This is a genomic window from Spirillospora sp. NPDC047418, from assembly GCF_040643275.1.
Classification (GTDB): Bacteria; Actinomycetota; Actinomycetes; order Streptosporangiales; family Streptosporangiaceae; genus Spirillospora.
Window position 1 is genome coordinate 18,511 of record NZ_JBEYTW010000080.1, and the last position, 23,169, is coordinate 41,679.

Here is a 23,169-nt window from a genome sequence, read left to right on the forward strand (position 1 = left end):
GTATCTTCCGGCCGGCCGGGAATGGTCATAGATTCGAGCCATGGCGGGGTGGCGGGTCGAGGGCGTGTTCCTGCCCGGCGGACGGGCAGGCGCCGGCGGGATCGACGAACGCGGGCGGTGGACTCCGGAGCCGCCGGACGGCGGCGAGCCGGTTCCGGGGCGGTTCTTCCTGCCCGGCCTGGTCGACGCGCACTGCCACCTGACCGTCGGCACGGGCTCGGACGGGTGGCCGCGCCCGCTCAGCTTCGGGGAGGCGCGCGCGAACCTGCACGCGGCGCGGGAGGCGGGGATCACGGTCGTCCGGGACCTCGGCAGCCCCGGCAGCATGACGCTGCGGCTGCTGGAGGATCCGGAGGGCGTGGGGCTGATGGCCTGCGGGCGTTTCCTCGCGCCGGAGGGCCAGTACTTCCCCGAGCTGCATTCCCCGGTGTCGCCGGACGGGCTGATCGAGGCCGCGCTCGCGGAGATCGGCGCCGGGGCGCGGTGGGTGAAGCTGATCGGCGACTTCCCGCTGATGGAGAGCGGTGCGCTGCGGCCGAGCGACGCGGTCCCGACGTACTCGGTGGACGACGTCCGGAAGCTGGTGCGCGCCGTCCACGGCGCCGGGGCGAGGGTGGCGGCGCACACCACCACGGCGTTCGCGGGCGCGCTGGTCGCCGCGGGCGTCGACTCGATCGAGCACGGCGACGGCATGAGCGAGGCGGACGTGGCGGCGCTGGCGGAGACGGGCGGAGCCTGGACGCCCACGCTGTGCGCCGCGCTCGCCGAGCGCCCCGGCGAGGACCCCGAGCGCCGCGCGCGGCGGATGCTGCAGCGGGAGCGCACCGCCGCCCTGCTGCGCGTCGCGGACCGGCGCGGGGTCCGGATCCTCGCCGGCACCGACGTCGTCGGCAGCGTCCCCGCGGAGGTCGCGCTGCTCGTCGAGCTGGGGCTGCCGCCGGAGAAGGCGCTGGCCGCGGCGAGCACCGCGGCCTGCGACTTCCTCGGCGTGTCGGGGCTCCGGCCGGGGCACCCCGCCAATCTCGTGGCCTACCGCGGCGACCCGCGCGACGACCCCGCGGTTCTGGCGGATCCGGCCGCGGTGTTCGTCGCGGGGCGCCGCCTCGCTCAGGGGCGGTAGCCGGTCAGGGGCGCTGGGCCGGTCAGGGGCGGTAGCCGGTCAGGGGCGGTAGGTGCCGAAGTACCACTCGTTGCCGTCCGGGTCGCGGGCCGCGTAGTCGCGGGAGCCGTAGTCCTGGTCGGTGAGCGGCCTGATGATCTCGGCGCCCGCCGCCTTCGCGCGGTCGTGGTGGGCGTCGGGGTCGTCGACGGCGACGTAGATCGCGGCCGCCGGGGTCTCGGCGGCGCCCAGCATGACGATGCCGGTGTCGAAGCGCAGCTCGGCGTGGACGATGTTCCCGGCGTCGTCCTTGTGGGCCGCGATCTCGGTGAAGCCGAACGCCTCCTCCAGCCACGCCATCGTCCGTGCCGGGTCGGCGGCCCGGATCAGCGGGTAGAAGGTCCGGCGGATCTCGCTGGTCATGTCGTCCTCCCTGGAGGTCGGCTGCGGGGTGTGACATGCCCAGTCTGCGGCGCGCGGATCCGCGCGTCTTGGACGAATGGCACCTCAGCGGCGGGCGGCGTCGCGTTCGGCGGCGAGGCGGCGGGTCTCCGGCGAGACGGGGGCGCCGAGGATCGCGGCGACGACGTCGATGAGGTAGCTGGTGAACAGGCGGTCGTCGGTCCGGGGTCCCGAGCGGGCGCGGCGGGCGAGCTCGATCGACGCGTACAGGATGGCGGTGAACCGGCGGTGCAGGCGTGCCGCGTCCTCCTCCAGGAGCGGTTCGACCAGGGCCCGCCACCGGCACAGGCTGTCGCGAGGGTCGTCGAGGACGGCGACGGGGACGAGCGGGTCGGGGCGGTTCACCACGTCCGCCCAGATCTGCAGGTAGGCGCGGCCCGACGCGTCGGCGAGGCGTGCGGCGAGCGGGCGGACGAGGGCGGCGGCCAGCGGCCGCACGCCCCGCTCGCCGTCCTCGTAGGCGTCGAGCAGGGCGTGCCGGCGGGCCTCCACGTCGGGTGCGTGCCGGGCGAAGATCGCGCGGAGGATCCCGGCGCGGTCCCCGAAGTGGTACTGGACGGCCGTGGCGTTGCGGGCGCCGGCCTCCTGGAGGATCTCCCGGAGGCTGACGGCGTCCACGCCGCGCGCGGCGTAGAGGGCCTCGGCGGCGTCCAGCAGCCGTTCGCGGGTGTCACTCATCGCCGATCGCGAGCTCCAGGGCGTCGGCGAAGCGCTCGCGGGCCGCCTCCCGCAGGGTGGGCAGGTGCTGGGACGGCCACAGTCCGTCGGCGGGCTCGACGTCGCGCAGCAGTTGCCGCGCCACGGTGATCTTGTGGACCTCGGTGGGGCCGTCGGCGATGCCGAGCGCCTCGGCGGCGAGCAGCATGCCCGCGAACGGCATCTCGTTGGAGACGCCGAGGGCGCCGTGCAGGTGCATCGCGCGCTGCGCGACGTCGTGGTAGACCTTCGGCATCGCGGCCTTCACCGCGGCGATGTCCTTGCGGACCCTCTTGTAGTCCCTGTGCTTGTCGATCAGCCAGGCGGTGCGCAGGACGAGCAGCCGGAACTGCTCGATCTCGATCCAGCTGTCGGCGATCTTCTCCCGGGTCATCTGCATCTTGGCGAGCGGCCCGAACCGGGTCTCCCGGGACACCGCCCGTTCCAGCATCATGTCGAACGCCTTGCGGACCTGCGCGATCGTCCGCATCGCGTGGTGGATGCGGCCTCCGCCGAGCCGGGTCTGCGCGATGACGAACGCGCCGCCCTCGTCGCCGAGGAGGTTCTCGGCGGGCACGCGGACGTCCTCGTAGCGCAGGTAGCCGTGCGAGCCCTCGCGCTCGCCACCGACGCCGACGTTCCGGACGGTGGTCAGCCCCGGCGCGTCGGCCGGCACGATGAACATCGACATGCCCTGGTAGGCCGACACATCGGGATTCGTCACGGCCATCACGATCAGGAACGTCGCGTGGCGGGCGTTCGAGGAGAACCACTTCTCGCCGTTGATGACCCAGCCGTCGCCGTCCCGGGTGGCGCGCGTGGTGAACAGCGTGGGGTCGGCTCCCCCGTGCGGCTCGGTCATCGAGTAGGACGAGGAGATCTCGCCGTCCAGCAGGGGCCGCAGGTAGCGCTCCTTCTGCTCGGGCGTGCCGAAGTGGGCGATGATCTCCGCGTTGCCGGAGTCGGGCGCCTGGCAGCCGAACACCGACGGCGCCCACCGGGAGCGTCCGAGGATCTCGTTCAGCAGGGCCAGCTTCACCTGGCCGTACCCCTGCCCGCCGAGTTCGGGGCCGAGGTGGCACGCCCACAGCCCCTTGTCGCGGACCCGGTCCTGCAGCGGGCGGACGAGCCGCTTGTAGCGGGGGTCGTCCTTGTCGTACGGGCTGCCGAGCACGAGGTCGAGCGGTTCGACCTCGTCCCGGACGAAGGCGTCCGCCCAGTCGAGGAGTTCCTGGTAGTCGGGGTCGGTCTCGAAGTCCCAAGCCATGGCGAGCCTCCTGCGTCGGTTCCCTCAGATAATCGGCCCACCTCAGTAAGTAATGCAAGTGCATGACTGTTACCCTCCGGGTGACCCTGTCGGAAAGGGACCCGCCGTGCAGCCTGAGCAGATCGACCGCGCCCTCGTGGACTTCGGCGTCCTCGGCGAGTGGATGGACGGCCGGGACCTGCCGGGCGGCCCGTTCGAGCACGTCGCGCCCCTCGCGGGCGGCACGCAGAACACGCTGATCCGGTTCCGCCGGGGCGGCCGCGACTACGTGCTGCGGCGCGGGCCCGCCCATCTGCGCGCGCGGACGAACGACGTCCTGCGCCGCGAGGCGCGGGTGCTGGCGGCGCTCGACGGCACCGGCGTCCCGGCGCCGCGCCTCATCGCGGCCTGCCCGGACGAGTCGGTGCTGGGCGGCGCCGTCTTCTACCTGATGACGCCGGTCGAGGGCTTCAACGCCACGGTCGCGCTCCCCGGGACGCACGCCGGCGACGCGTCCGTCCGGCGGGAGATGGGCCTGAACGCGGCCCGCGCGCTGGCGGCGCTGGGCGCGGTCGACCACGAGGCCGTGGGCCTCGGCGACTTCGGCAAGCCGGAGGGGTTCCTGGAGCGGCAGGTGGGCCGCTGGATGTCCGAGCTCGACTCCTACGGCGCCCTCGACGGCTACCCGGGCCCCGACATCCCCGGCCTGGACGGCGTCGCCCGCTGGCTGGAGGACAACCGCCCCAAGGTGTGGCGGCCGGGGATCCTGCACGGCGACTACCACCTGGCCAACCTGATGTACTCCTTCGACGGCCCCGAGGTCGCCGCGATCGTCGACTGGGAGATGTGCACGATCGGCGACCCGCTGCTCGACCTCGGCTGGCTGCTGGCCACCTGGCCCGACCGCGACGACCAGAGCGCCGCGCTGGCCGGTCCGCTGGGCACGGCGGGCGGCCTGCCCTCGGCGGACGAGCTGGTCGCGGCCTACGCCGAGCGCGCGGACGCCGTCGCCGGGCGCGACCTGTCGTCCATCACCTGGTACGCGGTGCTCGCCTGCTTCAAGCTCGGGATCGTCCTGGAGGGCACGCACGCCCGCGCGTTCGCCGGGAAGGCGCCGAAGGAGACCGGCGACCTGCTGCACGCGATCACCCTGGGCCTGTTCCAGCGCGCCCAGGGCTTCATCGGCTCGCGATGAGGATCCGCGGGGGCGGGCCCGACGACGCGCCGCTGCTGCTCGCGATGCTGGACGGCGCGGTCGCGTGGCTCGCGGCGAACGGCCGGACGGGGCAGTGGGGCAGCGAGCCCTGGTCGCGGGACCCGAACCGGGTGGAGCGGATCACCGGCATCGCCCGCGACGACGAGATCCGGGTGGCCGAGGTGGACGGCCGGCCCGCCGGTGTCATGGCGGTCTCACCGCGCCCGCCGCGCTACATCGACCCGATCGAGGAGCCCGAGCTCTACATCACGCTGCTGGTGACCGACCGCGCGTTCGCCGGGCACGGCGTCGGGAGCGCGCTCATCGCCAGGGCGAGGGACGAGGCGCGGGCGAGCGGCGCCGGGCTGCTGCGCGTCGACTGCTACGCGGGCGATGACGGGCGGCTCGTCCAGTACTACCGGCGCAACGGCTTCGAGCCGGTCGCGCGGTTCACGGTCGGCGACTGGCCCGGGCAGCTGCTGTCTCAGCAGGTGAAGCCCGCGATGCTTGAAAATCCGGGCGAGGGGACGCAGCCTGGACAGTGACCGGCGCGAACGGGGCAGTCGGTGACGCCCTTACGCCGCACGGACGGCGACCGAGCCGCTCGCCCCGTTCCGCCGGTCGACGACACTCACGTCGGATTCCTGCCAGCGGACCCGCCCGGTGCGCGGGCACGCTCGGGGGATGCCAAAGAACTTCCGCTTCGGTGTGGTCGGCGAGTCGATCCGGTCGGGCGCCGACCTGGCCGGCACCGCGCGCCGCGCCGAGGAACTCGGATACGACGTCCTGACGCTGCGGGACCACTTCGTCGCCGAGCCGTTCGGCGACCAGCTCGCCCCCATGGTGGCGCTGGCGTCGGCCGCGTCGGTCACCCGCGCGCTGCGGCTGGGCACGATGGTCCTCGCCAACGACTACCGGCATCCGGTGATGCTCGCCAAGGAGGCCGCCACCCTCGACCACCTGTCGGGCGGGCGGTTCGAGCTGGGGATCGGCGCGGGCTGGCTGCGCGAGGAGTACGAGGCCGCCGGGATGCCCTTCGACCCCGCCGGGACCAGGGTCGGGCGGCTGGAGGAGTCGCTGCGGATCCTGCGGAGCCTCCTGGACGGCGAGGAGACCGCGTTCGCCGGGGAGCACTACCGGGTCGGCGGGCTGACGGCGTTCCCGCGTCCCGATCGGCGCCCGCCGCTGGCCGTCGGGGCCGGCAGCAGGCGCATGCTCGGCATCGCGGGGCGGCTCGCCGACACCGTCGGCATCCTCCCCCGCGCCCTCCCCGAGGGGGCGATCTCCGACGAGGTCACCGAGCGGCTGCCGGACACCATCGCCCGCAAGGTCGGCTGGGTGCGGGAGGCCGCCGGTGGACGCGACATCGAACTGAGCATGATGGTGACGCCCACGTTCGGCGCCGATCCGCGCCGTACCGCCGCCCGGGTCGCGGTGACACGCGGCTGGGGCGCGTCGTTGGCCGATCTCGTCCTGGACATGCCGTCCCAGTTCGTCGGCCCGCCCGAGCACATCGCCGAGCAGATGCTGGCCCGGCGCGACCGTTACGGCTTCACCTACTACCAGGTCCCGGACGCGTCCATGGAGGAGTTCGCGCCCGTCATCCCCCTGCTCGCGGCCTAGCCGCGCCCGGCGAACGCCCCGGGCTCCGACGCCGGACACCGGGAGCGCGAGGACGCCGACGACCCCGGCCTCTTGCCAGCGCGGCGGCGACGGCGCACGCTGCGGTTCGTACGTGTGCGGTTCGTACGTGTGCGGCGCGGGCGGCAGCCTCCTCGCCGGGCAGACGATCGACATCGACGGCGGCTCCGCCGTGCGCCGGCCGCGGCGCGCTGATCACCGCGAGCAAGGGAGAGGCAGGACATGAGGCCGATCGAGGCGCTGCTGGAGATCGCGCGGGACGAGGGCGTGACGCGAGTCTTCGGCAACCCCGGCACCACCGAACTCCCGCTGATGGACGCGCTGGCGGAGGTTCCCGACCTGCCGTACGTGCTGGGTCTGCAGGAGGCGTCGGTGGTGGCGATGGCGGACGGGCACGCGCGGGCGTCGCGGCGGACGTCCCTGGTCAGCCTGCACGTGGCGGCGGGCGTCGCCAACGGGCTCATCGGGATGCTGAACGCGCTCCGGTCCCGGACGCCGATGGTGATCGTGGCGGGCCAGCAGGACCGGCGGCACCTCGGGCAGGATCCGATGCTGTCGGGCGACGTGGCCGGGCTCGCGTCGACGGCGACGAAGCACGCGGTGGAGGTGCAGCACGCCTACGACCTCCCGCTCGTGCTGCGGCGGGCGTTCGCGCTCGCGGCGCGTCCCCCGGCGGGGCCGGTGCTGGTGTCGCTCCCCACCGACCTGCTGGCGGAGGACGCCGACGTCGCGGTACCGGCGCGCTCGCCGGTGACGGGCCCGGGCCCGGCCGACGCGGCCGCCGCGGCGGCGCTGCTGGCCGGCGCGGAACGTCCCGTGGTGGTCGCCGGCGACGGGGTGGGGCGGGCGGGCGCCGTCGCCGACCTGGTCGCGGTCGCCGAGCGGCTCGGCGCGGCCGTCCACCACCATCCGATGAACGACGGGATCGACTTCCCCACCGGGCATCCGCTGTACGCGGGGATGCTGCCGCCGCGCAACGCGGTCATCCGGGAGACGCTCGCCGGGCACGATGCCGCGCTCATCGCCGGATGCCACGCGTTCACGCCGCACCACTACACGCCCGGCCCGGCCGTCCCGGAAGGGCTGGCGATCGTGCAGGTGGACGAGGATCCCGCCGAGATCGGCCGGAACTTCGCCGTCCGGCACGGCCTGACCGGCGACCTGGCCGGGACGCTGCGGGCGCTCGCCGACCGGCTGGACGGGCGGGTCCCGTCCGCGCGGGAGCGCATCGAGCGGCTCGCGGCCCGGCACGGCCGGGCGCGGGACGCGGTGGACGCGGAGGCGCGGGGGGCGTACGGGCCCTCCCCCATGGATCCGCGCGCGGCGGCCCACGCCGTCGCGGCCGGCCTGCCGGAGGGGGCGGTGGTGGTCGAGGAGGCGATCACCACCGGCCTGAGACTGCGGGCGGTGCTGCGGCAGGACCGGCCCGGCTCGTACGTGCACACGGTCGGCGGCGGTCTCGGCTGGGGCATCGGCGCGGCCGTCGGCACCCGGATGGCGGCCCCGGACCGCCCGGTCGTCGCGGTGCTCGGCGACGGTTCCGCGATGTTCGGCCTGCAGGGCCTGTGGAGCGCGGCCCGGTACGAGGTCCCCGTCGCGTTCGTCGTCATGAACAACGGCGAGTACCGGACGCTCAAGGACACCCTCGACGAGGACGGCGGAGGCGCGGCCGGGCACGGCCGCTACGTCGGCATGGACCTCGCTCCGCCGGCGATCGACTGGCGGAGCGCCGCGCGGACGTTCGGCGTCGAGGCGCTGCGCGCGGGTTCGGCGGCCGAGCTCCGGGACGCGGTCGCCGGGGCCGGGGATCTCGCCGCGCCCCTGCTCATCGAGGCCCCGATCACCGGGCACGGCGGATGAGCGCGGCGGCCGGAGAGCTGGAAAGGGGGATCCCCCGGTGATCTCGCGATACCGGGGGATCCCCTCTCCCATGCACCGGCAGCCCTGTGCCGGGTCTGTGCGGGGCGCTCGGCTCAGGAACCGAAGGGCTGGGGCTTGCCCTTCTCGCCGGCGCCCTTGCCCCAGGAGATGACCTCCCACTTGACGTTCTTCAGGTGGCCCTCGCCGGTGCCGGCGTTGTACTTGCTCTTCGGCTTCCCGCCGTCCAGCAGGTAGCGGAAGGTGTAGGTGTCGAGGTCCAGCATGACGCCCCGGTGCGAGGGCTTGCCGGGCCCGCGGTCGCCGACGAAGCCGGTGACGCTGCGGCCGTCGTAGCTGACCTTGACCTTGGTGTGCAGGGGCCAGCTCGGGCTGGCGAACAGCCCCTTCTGCATCGGCTTGCCGCCGGCCGGGGCGCCGGTGTCGCCGTTCACGCCGGAGCCGTCGTCCCAGAAGTAGGACGCGGTGGTCTTGCCGCTGAGCAGGGACTCGGCGGCCTTCTTCTCGCGCTTGCCGTCGGTCTTGGAGCCGGCCTCGGAGCCGGCCTTGGACTCGGTCTTGGAGCCGGCCGTCGCCTTGTCGATGTTCTTCTGCGGGTGGTCCGCGGGGGTCTGGTGCTCCTGCGAGGCCACGGCCTGCTGCGCCAGGAACTGCTTCTCCGGAGCGGAGTCGTCACTGGCCGCTGCGACGCCTGCGACCAGCATGCCCGCGAGGGCGGTGCCGGTGACGCCGGTCAGGACGACGTTGATCGCTCGCTGCTGCATGTGTTTCCTTCGTTCGGGGTACAGGGCTGCCGCTCCGCGCCGGTGGCACCGCCGTTCCGTTCGGGGGGCGATGCGCTGTTTCCGGGCAGGGGTGAGCGGTTCCGAGACTCGGGACTCGGGAGATGCCGCCGCGGGGAAGGACCCGCTTGGAACGATCCACGGGCATGGCGGATCGCGCCCGCGCTCACTGGCGCACGACCGTCCTCGGACGTGCGGGTGTCACGGACTCAGATGAAGCGGAAGGATGCCGACCGGGGGCTCACGGGCCCGACTCGGTGTGCGGCCGGTGCATGGTACGGCCGCGATTCGGCGAAGGATCCCGCCTGGCGGGCGGGAAGCGACGGCTTTGCGATTAGCCAGGTCAAGGGTACTTTGACCCGAACCTGAGCCTGACTATATACGGCGTTACCGTACATTCGCCAAACTCGGGTTTTCTTTACCTTTGCCCAGGTAGATCTTCTTCTCGGGTGGTGGCCCGAACCGGGCAGAGGGTCCGCGGAACGCTGGAACGAAGGTTCGCAGCATCACCACGACACCGTAAAGAACACCTTGACCGCAACGGGCATTCCAGCCATGGCCCCAGGGAAGGTAAAGCCTCGCCAGCGCGCCGAAGACGGGGTCAGCGCGCAGCGAGGCTCAGGGGGACGCCGGGTTCAGTGCGTGGGGTAGACCGTCGGCACGAGCGGCGTCGGGCCGGTGCCGCCGGTGAACAGCGGGGCGCCCGGCTGCTGCGGCACGAAGGGCGCCTCGGCGTAGCCCGGGCCCTGGTACGCGGTGTCCGGGTATGCCGTCTCCTGGTACGTCGTCGCCGGGTAAGCGGTGTCCGGGTACGCAGGGTCCTGGTACGCGCTGTCCTGATAGACGGGCTCCTGGTAGCCGGCGCCCGAGTACGCGGCCTCCGGGTACCCGGCCTCCGGGTAAGCGGCGCCCGGGTAGGCGGTGCCCGGATAGGCGGGCTCGCCGTACGGGCCGGCCGCCGCCACGATCGGGCCCTGCGCCGCCGGGACGGCCTGCGCGGCGGGCGGTGGAACGTGGGAGCCGTCGGCCCGGCGGGGCTCGGCTCCGGGCGCGCCGCCCGGCCCCGCCCGGCGCTCGGCCAGCACGGCCATGAGCGCGTGGGCGGTCTCGGCGTCCATCTTCAGCAGGACGCTGGGCATCCCCGACTGGTCGACGAACGGGGAGACCGAGGGGGCGGCCGGCAGCTGTGGCAGGGCCGCCAGCATCTCCTCGCGGAGATCCTGCGCCAGCCGCAGCGCCTGTCGGTCACTGTCGCTCAAGTGTGCGTTCATCGCGATCTCCGGGGAGTTCACGTGCGGGGGTCCGGGATCATCCTGCTAGGGATGGCGTGCAGGTGCAAGGGCTGATGCACGTGCATTTCAAGAAATATCACCCCGTAACCCCCGTGCCCCTCGATCGTTCCAGGGTCACTCCATCCCGCGCCTGCCGGGCGTCCAGAACGGCTTGACCAGCACGGATCTGCGGGGCCAGCCGCGTTCGCGGACGAGGTGGGCACGGACGGCCTGTACGGTGCGTGCCTCTCCGGCCACGTAGGCGATTCCCGGCCCGGGCGGAAGATCCAGACGGCGCACGGCGGCCACGAGCGTGGCGGAGTCCGCGGCGGAGGCGTCCCCGCGATGGCACCAGGTCAGGTCCTCGCCCCGGGGTACGGGGAGCCGGTCCTCCGGGCGGGAGACCTCGATCACACCGTGCACGGCGTCGTCCGCCGCTGTGGCGCGCAACATGGCCCCGAACGGGACGGACGCCGTCTCCTCGCCGGCGAAGAGATGGTAGGCGGCCGGGCGAAGGCCGAAACTCCCCTCCGGCTTGCCGAAGACGACCTCCCGGCCCGGCCGGACGTCCCGTGCCCATCGCTCGCCGGGCCCGCCCTCACCGTGGTCCAGGACACAGAGCTCCATCAGGCCGGAGGACGCGTCGTAGTCCCATACCGAATAGGTGCGCAGCGCGTTGCGGACCGCCCCGCTGACCCACGTCCTGGCGGAGGTGATGTCCGCCACGTGCACCCTGACCTGCTGGCCGGGCGTCCAGTCCAGGCCCGGCACACCGCCGATCCAAATCCAGCGCATCCGGCCGGGCCCGGACCGGACGTCCTCGACGCGGCCGCGCACGAACATCAGGTCGAGCAGCCGGCCCCGGACACCGCGCGCCTGCACGCTCTCTTCTGTCGGCACCCTCACACCTCCACACTCGCGACATATCTCGTTGGTCACGATATATCTCCTTTGCCCCGTGCTCCAAGGGTCCGGCGCGCGCGTCCGGGAAGGCCCGGCGCGACCAGGACGGTTCCCAGGGCGACGGTCACGGCCACCACCTGGAAGCCGGCCGCCATCGCACCGGTGAACACCTCGACCACCTGAGCGTGCGCCGCGGAACCGCCGCCCGCCGCGTCCGCTGCGGCGAGGGCCTCCCCCGCCGAGTGCGCACGCCCCGCGAGCGCGGGCGGCAGGCCGTCCGCGAACCGCCCGCCGAGGACCGTCCCCAGGACGGCGACACCGAGCGCGCTGCCGATCTCGCGGGCGGCGCCGTTCACCCCGGACCCGAGCCCCGCACGTTCGGGCGGGAGCGCCGCCATCACACCGACCGACAGCGTCGGGACGCACAGGCCCATCCCGACGGACAGGACCAGCAGGTCCGCCGCGTAGAGCGCGTAGGGGGTCGATGCGTCCGCCAGCGACAGCAGGCCGAGTCCGGCCGCGAGCGTCAGCATTCCCGCGGCGACCACCACGCGGTTCCCGAAGCGCCGGGCCAGGTCGACACCGCGCCTGGAGACCGCGATCGTCCCGACGACGAGCGGCGCGATCGCGACGCCGGTGAGCAGCGGCGAGTACCCCTTGGCGTACTGCAGGTACTGGGCGTTGACGAAGAAGAGCGCGAACAGGCCGAAGAACGCCAGCGCGATCCCGAGGACCCCGCTGCGCAGCGCGGCGAGCGCGAACACGCGCGGGTCCAGCACCGGGTGGCGGGCCCGCAGGGCGTACCGGACGAACACCGCCATGAGCAGCGCCGACCCGGCGAAGCCGCCCAGCACCGGGAGCGAGGACCAGCCGCGCCCGGGGCCCTCGATGATGCCGAAGAGCAGGGCGAACAGGGCCGCGGTGAGGACCGCGGCCCCCGCCGGGTCGAGGTCGGCCGGGTGCCGCTCGCCGCGCGGCGCCAGCTGGGCGACGAGGACCGCGAGGACGGCGGCGAGCGGCGCCCCGGCCAGGAAGAGCCCCTGCCAGGGCAGCCATTGCAGCACCGCTCCCCCGCCGAGGTTCCCGGCCGCGCCCGCGACGCCGGTGGCGGCCGTCCAGGCGGCGATGGCGTGCGGGCGCCCCGGCGGCGGGGTGACCTGCAGCAGCAGCGACAGGCTCGCGGGCATGACCAGGGCGGCGCCGGCGCCCGTCACGAGCCGTCCGGCCAGCAGGACGGCGACACCGGGCGCGGCGGCCGACAGCAGGCATCCGGCCGCGAAGACGGCGAGGCCGGACAGGAGCACGCCCTTGCGGCCGAGGCGGTCGCCGAGCGCGCCCGCGGGGATCAGCAGGCAGCCGAACACCAGGACGTAGGAGTCGACGATCCACAGCAGTTCGGTGGAGGACGGGTTGAGCGAACTCGCCGACAGCTTGGGGATGGACAGGTTGATGGCGGCGACCATGGCCACGACCAGGACGACGCACGCCGACATCAGCGGCATCATCGCCCGCACGGCGGGCGGGACTGGTCCGGGCGGCGCGGCGCCTCGGACGGCATCGAGCGTCATGAGGGATTCCTCGTGAGTCGTTGAGAGGGGACGCGTCTCGACGTGTCCTGCCGGGACGCGTCCTGACGGAAGGCGGAGGAGGGATATCCGGGCCGCGCGGCGCCTCCGCGATCTCCAACGTAAACTGAGCGTGACTTGCTTTCAAATGCATCTTTTGCACGTGAGGAGTGCGTCTCGTGCAATCCAGAATGGACCTGAACCTGCTCGTCGCGCTCGACGCGCTGCTGGACGAGGGAAGCGTGACGGGCGCGGCGGAACGGCTGCACCTGTCAGGGCCGGCGATGAGCCGGACGCTCGGGCGGATCCGGAAGGCGCTCGGCGACCCGGTCCTCGTCCGCTCCGGCCGGGCGATGGTGCCGACGCCGCGCGCCCTCGCGATCCGGGCGGAGGTGCGCGAGCTCGTCCGGCGGGCCGAGACCCTCTTCTCCCCGGAGGACGAGCTGGACCTCGCGTCACTGTCGGGGAACTTTACCCTCCAGGCCGACGAGGGGACCGTCGCCTTCCTGGCGGGGTCGCTGCTGGAACGCGTCGCCCGCGAGGCACCAGGGGTCACCCTGCGGTTCCTTGGAGAGGGGCCGCGAGACGACTACCTGCTCCGGCGCGACGCGGTGGATCTGGAGATCGGTGTCATCAGCGCCGGACAGCCCCCGGAGACCCGGGTCGAGCCGCTCCTGCGGGACCGGTTCGTCTCGGTCGTGCGGCCGGAGCATCCGCTGGCCGGGCGGCAGGGGGTGACGCTGGACGACTGGGCGGGCGCGGTCCAGCTCACGTCCACGCGGCGCGGCCGCCTGTCCGGCCCGATCGACGAGGTGCTCGCCGGGATGGGACGTGCACGGCACCTGATGGGAACGGTGCCGACGGTGACCACGGCCTTGTTCATCATCCAGGAGACCGATCTGATGGGATTCGCCGCCGAGCGCCTGCACCGGCGGCTCGTCGACCGGCTCGGGCTCGTCCGTATCCCCATCCCGTTCGAACTTCCCCCGCTGGTGCTCTCCCTGGCCTGGCACGCGCGCTACGACGCCGACCCCGCCCACGCATGGCTGCGGCGCTGCGTGAAGGACGCCGTTGACGGCATCCTGGACGAATGACGGAAACTCTCAGCGTCCGGGCGCTCAACCGGGCCACCCTCGCGCGGCAGATGTTGCTCACCCGGGAGACGGTCCCCGTCGCCGAGGCGGTGGGCCGGCTGTGCGGCATGCAGGCGCAGGAGCCCAAGCCGCCGTTTCTGGGCCTGTGGACGCGGCTGGAGGGATTCCGGGCCTCCGATCTGCATTCCGCGCTGCACGACAGGTCGCTCGTGCGCGCGACGATGATGCGCGCCACCTTGCACCTGATGACGAGCTCCGACTACATGGCGTTTCGTACGGCCATGCAGCCGATGCTGGACGGCGCCCTGCGCGTCCTCGGCGACCGCGCCAAGGGGCTGGATCTGCAAAAGGTCGTCCCGGCGGCACGCTCGCTCCTAGAGGAAGCACCCCGGACCTTCAACGAGGTGCGTGCGCTGCTGCAGGAGCAGTTCCCGGACGTCAACGACCGTGCCTTGGGCTATGCCGTGCGCCTGTGCGTGCCGCTCGTCATGGTCCCGACGCAGGACCGGTGGGGCTACCCTCGCACGTCGCAGTTCACGCTGGCCGACACCTGGCTCGGGGCCGCACCGGCGGCCGATGCCGCGATCGATGAGCTGATGCTTCATTACCTGGCCGCCTACGGGCCCGCATCCGCCGCCGACGCGCAGACGTGGTCCGGGCTGCAGTCGGCCGGTGAGGCCCTGGAACGCCTGCGTCCGGGCCTTCGCGTCTTCACCGACGACAAGGGCAGGGAGCTCCTCGACCTGCCGGACGCGCCTCGCCCTGGCGAGGACGTCCCGGCACCGGCCCGGTTCCTGCCCGAGTTCGACAGCCTCGTCCTGGCGCACGCCGACCGCAGGCGCGTCATCTCCGACGAGCACCGGCCCATGCTCACGACGAAGAACCTGCGCGTCCGTGCCGTGTTCCTCTGGGACGGCTTCGCCCGCGGCATCTGGGAGACCGAGTACAAACGCAAGGTCGCGACACTGCGGATGCGTCCTTTCGAGGCGCTCCCCCAGGCGGCCGTTGACGAGTTGACCGTCGAAGGCGAGGCGTTGCTGCGGTTCCTGGAGCCCGAGGCCAAATCGACCGTCGTCGCCGTCGAGCCCGGCGTCCAGCCCTGAGCCGAGCCCTGAACCGAGCCCTGAACCGAGCCCTTGCGCGCGTCACGCGATGGTGCGGCCCAGCCCCTCCCAGTAGGGGGCGCGGAGGTCCTTTTTGAGGATCTTGCCGCTGGGGTTGCGGGGCAGCGCGTCCACGAAGTCGGCCGAGCGGGGGCGCTTGAACCCGGCCAGGCGCTCCCGCGCGTAGCCGAGCACCTCGTCCTCGGTCAGCTCCGCCCCGGGCTCGCGCACCACGACGGCCTTGACCGTCTCGCCCCAGCGCTCGTCCGGGACGCCGATCACCGCCACGTCCGCGATGGCCGGATGGGCGGCGAGGACCTCCTCGACCTCGATCGGGTACACGTTCTCGGCGCCGGTAACGATCATGTCCTTGATCCGGTCGGTGAGGAACAGGTAGCCCTCGTCGTCGACGTACCCGGCGTCGCCCGTGCGGAGCCAGCCGTCCCCGGCGAGGAGCCGGTCCGTCTCCTGCGGGCGGTTCCAGTAGCCGGGAGTGTTCTGCGAGGAGCGGGTCAGCACCTCGCCGACCTCGCCGGGCGCGCGCTCGGCGCCGCCGCCCGGTTCGACGACCTTGATCTCGACCCAGTCGTAGGGGCGTCCGGCGGAGCGCATCAGGTGGGCGCGGGGCCCTTCGGGGTCGTGGTCCTCGGGGTCGAGCTGCACGATCGCGCCGGTCGTCTCGGTCATGCCGTAGAGCTGGAAGAGCGGCGCCTTGAAGGTGTCCAGGGCGCGGCGCAGCACCTGCGAGGTGATCGGGGACGCGCCGTAGGTGATCGCGCGCAGCGCCGAGTAGTCGCGTGCGTCCGCGCCCGGCACCTGGCACATGAACTGCAGGACGGCCGGGACGATGAACGCGTTCGTGATCCGCTCGCGCTCGAAGGTGCCGACCAGCTCGGCCGGGTCGATGTCGCGGACGAGCACCTGCCGGCAGCCCGCGTAGAGCCCGGCCAGCGCCCAGCCGGAGCCGCCGATGTGGAACAGCGGCATCGGGACGAGGCTCACCGACGAGCCGTCCAGCCGCCAGCGGCGGGCCATCCGCTCCCCCACCTCGAAGTTGGCGTTGCTGAGCTGCACGCCCTTCGGTACCCCGGTCGTGCCGGAGGTGTAGAGCTGGACGACGATGTCGTCCGATTCGCCCACGAAGCCGGGATCGTCGGCGGGATGCGCCGCCAGCCACCGCTCGTGTTCGTCGCCGGTCAGCACGACGGTGCCGGGAAGCTCGCCGGCGAGGGAGGCGAACTCGGCGTCCAGCACGGTCACCGGCGCGCCCGAATCGGCGACCACCGCGGCGATCTCGGCGGGGGTCAGCCGCCAGTTCACCGGGACGGTCACGGCACCGATCTTCGCGGCGCCGAACAGCAGGTCGAAGAACTCGGGCGCGTTCTTGCCGATGTAGGCGGCCCGGGAGCCGGGGCCCAGGCCCGCGGCCCGCAGGGCCTGCGCCGCCCGGCTGGAGCGCTCGTCGAGTTCGGCGTAGCCGATGGTCCGCCCGTCGCCGGTGACGGCCGGCGCCGTCCCCCGGTCGCGGGCGTGGTCACGGACGATGGACACGACCCGGTACTCCACCTGCGGCCCCTTCCGAATCTCATTCGGTTCTGTGCGGCCGACCTTATCGATCCGGGACCGGCCCGCGGAAGGACTGGTCTTCCGCCACATGCGGTCATGACGCTGCGAGCGTGGACAACTTCGAATAGTGATCAATCCGATACCTCGGATGATTGAAAGATCCACCAAACGGGCGCAAGCTGTGTCCGACGTCTGGAATGCCCCGCCCGTTCCTTCCACCCGACCGCCGACAGGACAGCACCGATGTTCGAGATATGGGAGACGAGCGAGCCGGCACGGCTCATCAGCGACGCGGGGAGCCTCAAGGTGGCACTGGAGAAGGTCGACACGATGTGCCGGCTCCGGCACGACCAGGCCGTCGCCCATGTCGGCGAGGCCGGGGACGGCTACCACTTCGAGATCAGGGACAACGACGGCAGGGCCTTGGCACGGCTCAGCTACGTCCCCGACGCCTCCCGCGCCTACCAGAGCGTCGTCGTGGACGAGATGCGAGGCGACGACCACCGCGATCTCTGACCCCGCCCGGCACGGCCCCGGCCCTGGCGGCCGGGGCCTTTTACGTGGCCGGGCGGTCCTTCCGCCTCCCGGCCGGGTTCCGGATGGCAGGATGCGACGTGCGCCGTGATGTCGGACAGCGGGAGGTGGCGGTGCGCAGGTCGTGGCGACGCGGGCCCGGTTCGCCGGGCGCGGACGCCGCCGCGGCGGTGACCGCCGAGGCGGTGCGGTCGCTCCACCGAGGCGACGGCGCGGCGTTCGGCCGCCACGTCGCCGACCTCGCGGACCGTCCAGGCACGCCCCACTGGACGCTCGCCGCCGACCGGTGCGTCACCGCACGGCTGCGGCAGGGAGTCACCACGGCCTGGGATCGCGGCTGGCAGCCCGCCGACGTGGTCCGGTTCGCGTCCCGCCGCCACACCGCCCGGCACGCGCGGCTGGCGGCGGACGCGATCGCCGCCGAGATGCGCGCCTACCCGGCCACCACCGTGGACGGCCGGTGGCAGGAGCAACTCACCTCCCTCGAAGCCGCCGTCTGGTGGGCGGACGAGGACTCGCACCCGGCCGAATGGTGCGAACGCGAGCATGTGGAGCGCGCGGTCTTCATCACGACGGCGATCGAGCTGATCCGCCTCCTGGAGACCCTCCCGAACCTGCCCCGTCTGACCCCGCCCCCCGGCGCGTCCACCGACACGGGCGCGTCCGGAGCGGGAATGAGCACTGGGCCTGAGTACGCGCGGGAAGTGGATCAGCGGATGCTGAGCAAGGTCCGCGCGCTGCTCGCCAAGGCGGAGTCGACCGAGTTCCCCGAGGAGGCGGAGGCGCTGAGCGCCCGCGCCCAGGAGCTGATGGCGCGGCACAGCATCGACCGCGCGCTGATCGCCGCCGAGAGCGGCGACACCGGCGGGTCCGCAGGACGGCGCATCGCGGTGGACCATCCGTACGACGCCCCGAAGGCCGTCCTGCTGACGGTGGTGGCCGACGCGAACCGCTGCAGAGCGGTCTGGCACCGGGAGCTGGGCTTTTCCACGGTGCTGGGGTTTCCGGACGATCTCGCCGCGGTGGAGATGCTCTTCACGTCGCTGCTCGTCCAGGCGACGTCCGCCATGGTGCACGCGGGTCCGCGGCGGGACGCGCGGGGGCGGTCACGGACGCGGTCGTTCCGCCACGCCTTTCTCAACGCCTACGCCGCCCGCATCGGCGAACGCCTGCGCGAGGCCGCGGGCGAGGCCGCGGACAGGGCGGCCGCGGACGCCGGCGGGAAGGATCTTCTCCCCGTACTGGCGGCGCGCGACCGGGCCGTCGAGCAGGCCGTCGACACGATGTTCCCGAACCTCGCCAAGGGACGGGCGGGCTCGGTGTCCAACTATGAGGGCTGGGTCGCCGGGCGGGCGGCCGCCGACCTCGCCAGCCTGAACGGGCGCCTCGAGGTCACCGGGGCGTCCGACCGTTCGTAGCGCACGGGGTCCCCCCGGGGGGCGAGGGGGACGTCCGGTCATGTGCTCGCTTCTTCCTGGTCCTCGGTAGTGGCTGGGAGCGGGTCAGTCCTTCTTGCGCCGGGTGTTGCCGCCCCGGCCGCGCAACGGCACCCCCGCCTCCTTCAGCACGTTGTAGATGAACCCGTACGACCGCCCGGTCTCGGCGGCCAGGTCGCGGATGCTCTCGCCGGCCGCGTAGCGCGGGGCGAGCTCGGCGGCGAGCTGCGTGCGTTCGGCACCGGTGACCCGGGTGCCCCTCGACAGTGTTCGAGCCACGGGGACCTCCTGTTCCAAGGCTGGGCGGCGGGGTCCGTCCCCGCAGCTCACAGCAGTGTTGATCTCCCCAACGTACACATTCCCCCTGATTACGCCGTCGATGCCGCGCGAATCACCCCGAATTCGGCCGAAGCTGGTCTTTTCCGTGGTCAACGGCGTGTCGGAACTAGACAGACGGGCCTCGAGGCGCTGTCGCCCGCCCGTTCCACACGATCACCACGCGCAGCGACCCCCGGAGCGGAACCCCCTTTTTCTTGCCCCGCACGCCTGAGGACACCGCGTACCGGGCCACCCCCGGCACACCACCCGAGGACGACCCCACATCACCTGAGAACCACGGCCAAGGCGCCCCGAGGCAGACCGCCGTCCCCGCGCCCCGACCACGACAATCGAACACCACCGGCAACCACCGACCACCACCTGGCCGCCCCGTCCGCCCCGCCACCGGCGCACCCACGGACGGCTGACCAGGCATTGCCCACGGAGCCCAGCGGTGCAACGTCACGAGCCCACCGGACCACGCCCAGGCCCAGCGGGGCCACAGACGACCGATCAGCGCCCACCCAACCAGTGATCATGGCGGGGGCCACCGTCACCCGAGTCGACCGTGCCGCGCCACGACCAGCAGGGAGACAACGACCGATCGGCGTTCACTAACCGGTGATCACGGCGGGTGCGGGGGGTGCGGCGCTGCCTGGGCCGGCGGGGCCGGGATCGGCCGGGATGCGGACGGCGGGGCCTGGGGCGATCGGGGTGCCTGCGGAGCCACGGACCAGCTCGGTGGTGCCGTGGACAGAGTCGACGGACACGGTCGGGGCGGGACCGGCCGGGGCCGTCGCCTGGGAGGCCGCTTCGCGAATGGACAGGTCGGAGCGGCGCAGCGGATGCCGCAACGGCTCGAACGGGAAGAGCGAAGTCTCCGCCAACCCGTCGACCACCAGGAGTTCGCCGGGGTCGAGGAGCCGCCAGCCGGGGCTGTCGTCCATCGGTTCGCTGGCGAGGACGACGGCGGGCACGGGGCCGGGGGCGCCGGCGCGGTGTCCGGGCCCGTCCGCACCGCCCCGCGTCGGAGACAGGACCCACAGTTCGTTGCTCTCCGGGTAGCGCAGCGCCCAGAGCCGTCCGGCCTCGGCGACGAGCAGGTTGAGCGCGAACACGGGGAGTTCGGCGCCGATGCGGCGCACCGCCTCGATGATCCCGGTCGTCGTGTCACCGCGGCGCCTGATCTCCGCGGTCAGGTAGGCGAACACCAGCTCGGAGTCGGTCTCCCCGGAGACGTGGGCGCGCTCGACGTCCGTCAGCCACGTCCGGAGCGTGTCCAGGCCCTTCACCACGCCGTTATGGGCGAACAACCGGTCGTTCATGACGAAGGGGTGGCAGTTGTGCACCGTCAGCCCGCCCACGGACGCGTCGCGCACATGCGACACGAACGTGTGGGACGGGACGTTGCGGGCGTGCAGGTCGAAGTCGGCATTCTCGAAGGCGGCCAGGGGTGCCCGGTCGCGGACGGGCTCGCCGCCGAGCGAGAACCAGCCGAGGCCCGCGCCGTGCTGCATCCGGTGACTCTGCGCGCGCAGGCTCCGGGGTGCGTCGAGCAGCCAGTGGTCCGCTCTGGCGCGCGGACCACCGGTGCTCATCCCGAAAAGTCGGCACATCTCGTCACCTTTCCAATGATCTTAACGGCGAGTGATCATGATTTTACCCAACGTCGCGACGCGCGTCCGGCGAATCGGCCGGTCCTCACCAGGCAATCCCGGACGTCCGTCAGGGGGAAGACGGCGCCGGGCGCACGCGGTTCACTGCTGGTCAACGGCCCCCACCGCGGTTAGAGGACGCCATGCCGGAGGACGCGACCACCGAGTTCTGGAAGAACCTGAAGCCGATCCGGAACTCCCAAGGGCGAAGCGGTCTGCTATCACTCCGGGGCTGCTTGACGGTCAGCGCGGGGACATCGGGCGTTTCCGTTCGTCCGCTCTGCCAGCGCCCATCACCCTCAGCACGTCCCAGGTCACTCCGGCCTCACGCACGCTCCGGTCTCTTCTCCTTGGCCCGGCCCTGACCTTGGGTGAAGGACCTGCACACGCCGACGACCTGGCCCTCGGACTTCTCTGCCTGCTCGCCGCGGGAAGGGTCGGCGCCCGTCCCGCGTCCCCCACTCGCCTGCTGCACCTGCTCGTGGCGAAGGACCACACCGACCGGGGATCTCCACGACCCGGGGCTGAACGCCGCACACGTGGCGGCCGCTCTGGGCATCTCGGTCCGGCACCTCAGCCGCATCTTCAACCCGAGGGGCTCACGCCCAGACGCTACGTCACAGACCGCCGCCTGACGAAGGCGAAGGCTGACCTGGCCGACCCTGCGATGGCACGGACGACCGTCGCCGAGATCGCGCACCGCCATGGTTTCGCCAGCCAAGCGCACTTCACGCGCGTCTTCCGCGGGCGTCTTCCGCGGGCGCTTCGGCCGCACCCCCGGCCCCGCCCGCGCCCGTGCCCGCTGACGGAGGGTTATCCACAGAACCGCGTTCTACTGCTCCAAGGGCGGGCGGTCGCGCATGCTGACCGTGTCCCGTCCTGGAAGGAGCAGCCCCATGGCCCAGATCGCATTCCCGGTTCCGGCGACCACGACCTCGCGGTTCGCCGTCGCCGCCGACGGCGTCCCGCACGACCTCGCCGGTCTCGTCCGCCGAGCCGAGTCCGGCCCGTATCACGCCCACATCGCCGGACGGCTCGGCTCGACGCAACTGCGGGTCACCCGCGAGGACCTCACGACCCTGCGCTGGGACCCGAGCCGCGTCCAGGCCGCCGCGCCCGAAGACCGGCGGGCCGCACGGACCTTCAACGACGCCGCCGAGTTCGCCGTCGTCACCGCCTGCGCGCCGATCACCGACCAGCCGCGCGCCGTCCAGGTCGCGCGCGCCACCGCGTACGCCATCGCCGGGGCGATCGGCGGCGTCACCGCCGACCTCGTGACCGGCCACATCCTGCCGCCGCCCGCCACCGAGCGGACCCGCTTCGTCCTCGCCGACCGCTGGCTGGGGGACGTCCTGCCACCGTTCCGCGCCAACGGCCGCTGCACGGCCCCCGATCCCGACCTGGACCCGGAGGGCGTCAACGGGTGCTCCTGCGTCCACCTGCGCACCCGCGGCCTCCGCCGCTTCGGCCTTCCCGAACTCCAGATCACCGACGTGGCCTGCCCGCACGACCTGGCCGCCCTGAACGTCCTGCGCACCGGGGCCCGCCGACTCCTGACCGACCACTGGTCCTGGCTCGCCACCGGGCCCGCCGGCCGCACCCGCACCTCACCCGCCGTCCTCGACCTCACCCAGCGCGACTTCAACGACTTCTGGGGCACCACGCGGCGCGTCCCCCTCAACCCGCCGACCCCGTTCCAGATCGCCCTCACCCCGCTGACCTCCCGCCTCGTCACCGTAAGCCCGCCCGCCGACTTCGACGGCACGGTCAACGACTGGCTCTACGGCGACACACTCCCCCTAGGCATGTACGACGTCCTAAAGTCCCCCGCAGACGTCCCACAAGCCGCCTGAACCTCCAACCACAACCCCTCCCAGCACCCCCTGCACCACCCAGCCCCACACATTCGCCACGCCACACCGCCCAGCCGCCGCACAATCCAAACCCGCCCAACCACGCCCCACAGCCACGCCCCCACAGCCATCCGGTACCGCCACACCCGCCCACCGCCGCACCCGGCCCGCACAAGGCCGCGCCAGCCACCGCGCAGGCCACCCGACCCGCCCGAAACCGCGCCCATACCGCGCGGCCACCACCCCAACGCACCCTGCGCCATCCGGCCCGCAGAGCGCCACGCCAGACCCCGTAGCCCGCCGCACAGACGCACCCGCGCCCGCCGCCACCTGACCCATCTCACCCCAACTGTCCGTGCTGCGGGGGGGAACCTCACCAACCACCGCACGGCGCACCGCAACAGGGCCGGCCACCAAACCGCCCAATCATCACCCCAGCACGCCCGGCGTCACTTGGCCGACGCAGCGCTACCCCAGGACCGCACGGCCCACCGCACACACGCACACCGCCCACCGCACGTACCCGACCTCACGGACTGCATGGGCGATGGGGCGCGGGCTGTCCAGGACCATGCGGACAATCTCGTCCTTATGCTCCTGGGTGAAATGCCGCCTCTATCCCGCCAATTGCCTTCCTCTCCGGTTCCCCCAACTCTAGTGGGTCTGCCCGGAAGGTCCGTGGCACCTCCCCCCGCGGAGGGCGCCGCACAAGTATCCGGCGGGCAGGCGGCAGGCGTCCCGCAAACCGCCCGCCCCAACAGCGCCTCGCAGCGTCTAGTACGGCAGTCCGAGATCGTGATCTTGTCATGGTCGGCTGATTCGGGCTCGCTGGTGGAACCAGCGGGCGCGGGCTTGGTGACGCCGTCGCCACA

20 protein-coding genes and 1 pseudogene are annotated in these 23,169 nt (G+C 72.9%); 11 read left to right on the forward strand and 10 right to left on the reverse strand.

The features are described 5' to 3' along the window. Positions 1-40 precede the first annotated feature (40 nt). Positions 41-1,120, forward strand: a complete 1,080-nt coding sequence (locus ABZ806_RS34360; protein WP_500221645.1) for an amidohydrolase family protein — start codon at positions 41-43, stop codon at positions 1,118-1,120. Between the two features lie 39 nt (positions 1,121-1,159). Here the strand turns inward: ABZ806_RS34360 and ABZ806_RS34365 are convergent, their stop codons facing one another. From ABZ806_RS34365 to ABZ806_RS34375, 3 genes are all read right to left on the reverse strand, one after another. After that, positions 1,160-1,522 (reverse strand): VOC family protein, encoded by a 363-nt coding sequence (locus tag ABZ806_RS34365; RefSeq protein ID WP_500221646.1) that lies wholly within the window; start codon positions 1,520-1,522, stop codon positions 1,160-1,162. Between the two features lie 84 nt (positions 1,523-1,606). Then, positions 1,607-2,239: a TetR/AcrR family transcriptional regulator gene (locus ABZ806_RS34370; RefSeq protein WP_500221647.1), complete on the reverse strand. Its 633-nt coding sequence runs from the start codon at positions 2,237-2,239 to the stop codon at positions 1,607-1,609. Next, positions 2,232-3,524 carry an acyl-CoA dehydrogenase family protein gene (locus ABZ806_RS34375; protein ID WP_500221648.1) on the reverse strand — a complete coding sequence of 431 codons (1,293 nt, stop codon included), beginning with the start codon at positions 3,522-3,524 and terminating at the stop codon, positions 2,232-2,234. The genes ABZ806_RS34370 and ABZ806_RS34375 overlap by 8 nt, the downstream gene beginning before the upstream one ends. Positions 3,525-3,630: 106 nt before the next feature. Here ABZ806_RS34375 and ABZ806_RS34380 point away from each other — a divergent pair, with 106 nt between their 5' ends. From ABZ806_RS34380 to ABZ806_RS34395, 4 genes are all read left to right on the forward strand, one after another. Then, positions 3,631-4,698, forward strand: coding sequence for a phosphotransferase family protein (locus tag ABZ806_RS34380; protein ID WP_500221649.1), 1,068 nt, complete (start codon positions 3,631-3,633; stop codon positions 4,696-4,698). Beyond that, a complete protein-coding gene (locus tag ABZ806_RS34385; protein ID WP_500221650.1) occupies positions 4,695-5,243 on the forward strand; it encodes a GNAT family N-acetyltransferase in 549 nt (182 codons plus the stop codon). Before ABZ806_RS34380 ends, ABZ806_RS34385 begins: the two co-directional genes overlap by 4 nt. 139 nt (positions 5,244-5,382) lie before the next feature. After that, positions 5,383-6,321 carry a TIGR03621 family F420-dependent LLM class oxidoreductase gene (locus ABZ806_RS34390; RefSeq protein ID WP_500221651.1) on the forward strand — a complete coding sequence of 313 codons (939 nt, stop codon included), beginning with the start codon at positions 5,383-5,385 and terminating at the stop codon, positions 6,319-6,321. A 240-nt stretch (positions 6,322-6,561) separates the two neighbouring features. Beyond that, on the forward strand, positions 6,562-8,199 hold the full coding sequence (locus tag ABZ806_RS34395; RefSeq protein WP_500221652.1) for a thiamine pyrophosphate-binding protein: 1,638 nt from the start codon (positions 6,562-6,564) through the stop codon (positions 8,197-8,199). Positions 8,200-8,312: 113 nt separating this feature from the next. Here ABZ806_RS34395 and ABZ806_RS34400 read toward each other — a convergent pair whose 3' ends face one another. The 4 genes from ABZ806_RS34400 to ABZ806_RS34415 form a co-directional block, all read right to left on the reverse strand. Continuing rightward, entirely contained in the window at positions 8,313-8,981 is a 669-nt protein-coding gene (locus ABZ806_RS34400; RefSeq protein WP_500221653.1) for a hypothetical protein, read from the reverse strand. A gap of 653 nt (positions 8,982-9,634) precedes the next feature. Next, the gene (locus tag ABZ806_RS34405; protein WP_500221654.1) at positions 9,635-10,258 is read right to left on the reverse strand and encodes a hypothetical protein; all 624 of its coding nucleotides are present in this window, start codon (positions 10,256-10,258) and stop codon (positions 9,635-9,637) included. A gap of 147 nt (positions 10,259-10,405) precedes the next feature. Next, positions 10,406-11,170, reverse strand: coding sequence for a siderophore-interacting protein (locus ABZ806_RS34410; RefSeq protein WP_500221655.1), 765 nt, complete (start codon positions 11,168-11,170; stop codon positions 10,406-10,408). Positions 11,171-11,205: 35 nt separating this feature from the next. Beyond that, positions 11,206-12,741, reverse strand: coding sequence for an MFS transporter (locus ABZ806_RS34415; RefSeq protein ID WP_500221656.1), 1,536 nt, complete (start codon positions 12,739-12,741; stop codon positions 11,206-11,208). A gap of 176 nt (positions 12,742-12,917) precedes the next feature. On the opposite strand from ABZ806_RS34415, the gene ABZ806_RS34420 reads away from it, so the two are divergent. Together ABZ806_RS34420 and ABZ806_RS34425 are read left to right on the forward strand one after the other, a co-directional pair. Beyond that, entirely contained in the window at positions 12,918-13,832 is a 915-nt protein-coding gene (locus tag ABZ806_RS34420) for a LysR family transcriptional regulator (protein WP_500221657.1), read from the forward strand. Next, entirely contained in the window at positions 13,829-14,935 is a 1,107-nt protein-coding gene (locus tag ABZ806_RS34425; protein WP_500221658.1) for a winged helix DNA-binding domain-containing protein, read from the forward strand. Before ABZ806_RS34420 ends, ABZ806_RS34425 begins: the two co-directional genes overlap by 4 nt. A gap of 42 nt (positions 14,936-14,977) precedes the next feature. On the opposite strand, the gene ABZ806_RS34430 is transcribed toward ABZ806_RS34425, so the two are convergent. Beyond that, positions 14,978-16,501 carry a long-chain-fatty-acid--CoA ligase gene (locus tag ABZ806_RS34430; RefSeq protein ID WP_500221659.1) on the reverse strand — a complete coding sequence of 508 codons (1,524 nt, stop codon included), beginning with the start codon at positions 16,499-16,501 and terminating at the stop codon, positions 14,978-14,980. A 243-nt stretch (positions 16,502-16,744) separates the two neighbouring features. On the opposite strand from ABZ806_RS34430, the gene ABZ806_RS34435 reads away from it, so the two are divergent. Further along, positions 16,745-17,017 carry a hypothetical protein gene (locus tag ABZ806_RS34435; protein WP_500221660.1) on the forward strand — a complete coding sequence of 91 codons (273 nt, stop codon included), beginning with the start codon at positions 16,745-16,747 and terminating at the stop codon, positions 17,015-17,017. Between the two features lie 98 nt (positions 17,018-17,115). Then, positions 17,116-18,453, forward strand: a complete 1,338-nt coding sequence (locus tag ABZ806_RS34440) for a DUF2786 domain-containing protein (RefSeq protein WP_500221661.1) — start codon at positions 17,116-17,118, stop codon at positions 18,451-18,453. An 84-nt stretch (positions 18,454-18,537) separates the two neighbouring features. On the opposite strand, the gene ABZ806_RS34445 is transcribed toward ABZ806_RS34440, so the two are convergent. Both ABZ806_RS34445 and ABZ806_RS34450 read right to left on the reverse strand, forming a co-directional pair. Beyond that, complete coding sequence (locus tag ABZ806_RS34445) at positions 18,538-18,750, reverse strand: helix-turn-helix domain-containing protein (RefSeq protein WP_067638627.1); 213 nt, start codon at positions 18,748-18,750, stop codon at positions 18,538-18,540. A gap of 653 nt (positions 18,751-19,403) precedes the next feature. Next, on the reverse strand, positions 19,404-20,405 hold the full coding sequence (locus ABZ806_RS34450) for a class II glutamine amidotransferase (RefSeq protein ID WP_500221662.1): 1,002 nt from the start codon (positions 20,403-20,405) through the stop codon (positions 19,404-19,406). Positions 20,406-20,442: 37 nt separating this feature from the next. Between ABZ806_RS34450 and ABZ806_RS34455 the strand changes: the two are divergent. Then, positions 20,443-21,180: pseudogene (locus ABZ806_RS34455) on the forward strand (helix-turn-helix domain-containing protein); the annotation flags it as partial. A gap of 160 nt (positions 21,181-21,340) precedes the next feature. Beyond that, complete coding sequence (locus ABZ806_RS34460) at positions 21,341-22,297, forward strand: hypothetical protein (protein WP_500221663.1); 957 nt, start codon at positions 21,341-21,343, stop codon at positions 22,295-22,297. Positions 22,298-23,169: the final 872 nt, after the last annotated feature.

What these genes read in the sequence shown, in the direction of transcription:
- ABZ806_RS34360 (WP_500221645.1), top strand. Translation starts at nt 41, where the DNA reads ATGGCGGGGTGGCGGGTCGAGGGCGTGTTCCTGCCCGGCGGACGGGCA.
- ABZ806_RS34390 (WP_500221651.1), top strand. Translation starts at nt 5,383, where the DNA reads ATGCCAAAGAACTTCCGCTTCGGTGTGGTCGGCGAGTCGATCCGGTCG.
- ABZ806_RS34415 (WP_500221656.1), bottom strand. Translation starts at nt 12,741, where the DNA reads ATGACGCTCGATGCCGTCCGAGGCGCCGCGCCGCCCGGACCAGTCCCG.
- ABZ806_RS34370 (WP_500221647.1), bottom strand. Translation starts at nt 2,239, where the DNA reads ATGAGTGACACCCGCGAACGGCTGCTGGACGCCGCCGAGGCCCTCTAC.
- ABZ806_RS34365 (WP_500221646.1), bottom strand. Translation starts at nt 1,522, where the DNA reads ATGACCAGCGAGATCCGCCGGACCTTCTACCCGCTGATCCGGGCCGCC.
- ABZ806_RS34425 (WP_500221658.1), top strand. Translation starts at nt 13,829, where the DNA reads ATGACGGAAACTCTCAGCGTCCGGGCGCTCAACCGGGCCACCCTCGCG.
- ABZ806_RS34400 (WP_500221653.1), bottom strand. Translation starts at nt 8,981, where the DNA reads ATGCAGCAGCGAGCGATCAACGTCGTCCTGACCGGCGTCACCGGCACC.
- ABZ806_RS34375 (WP_500221648.1), bottom strand. Translation starts at nt 3,524, where the DNA reads ATGGCTTGGGACTTCGAGACCGACCCCGACTACCAGGAACTCCTCGAC.
- ABZ806_RS34460 (WP_500221663.1), top strand. Translation starts at nt 21,341, where the DNA reads ATGGCCCAGATCGCATTCCCGGTTCCGGCGACCACGACCTCGCGGTTC.
- ABZ806_RS34395 (WP_500221652.1), top strand. Translation starts at nt 6,562, where the DNA reads ATGAGGCCGATCGAGGCGCTGCTGGAGATCGCGCGGGACGAGGGCGTG.
- ABZ806_RS34385 (WP_500221650.1), top strand. Translation starts at nt 4,695, where the DNA reads ATGAGGATCCGCGGGGGCGGGCCCGACGACGCGCCGCTGCTGCTCGCG.
- ABZ806_RS34435 (WP_500221660.1), top strand. Translation starts at nt 16,745, where the DNA reads ATGTTCGAGATATGGGAGACGAGCGAGCCGGCACGGCTCATCAGCGAC.
- ABZ806_RS34450 (WP_500221662.1), bottom strand. Translation starts at nt 20,405, where the DNA reads ATGTGCCGACTTTTCGGGATGAGCACCGGTGGTCCGCGCGCCAGAGCG.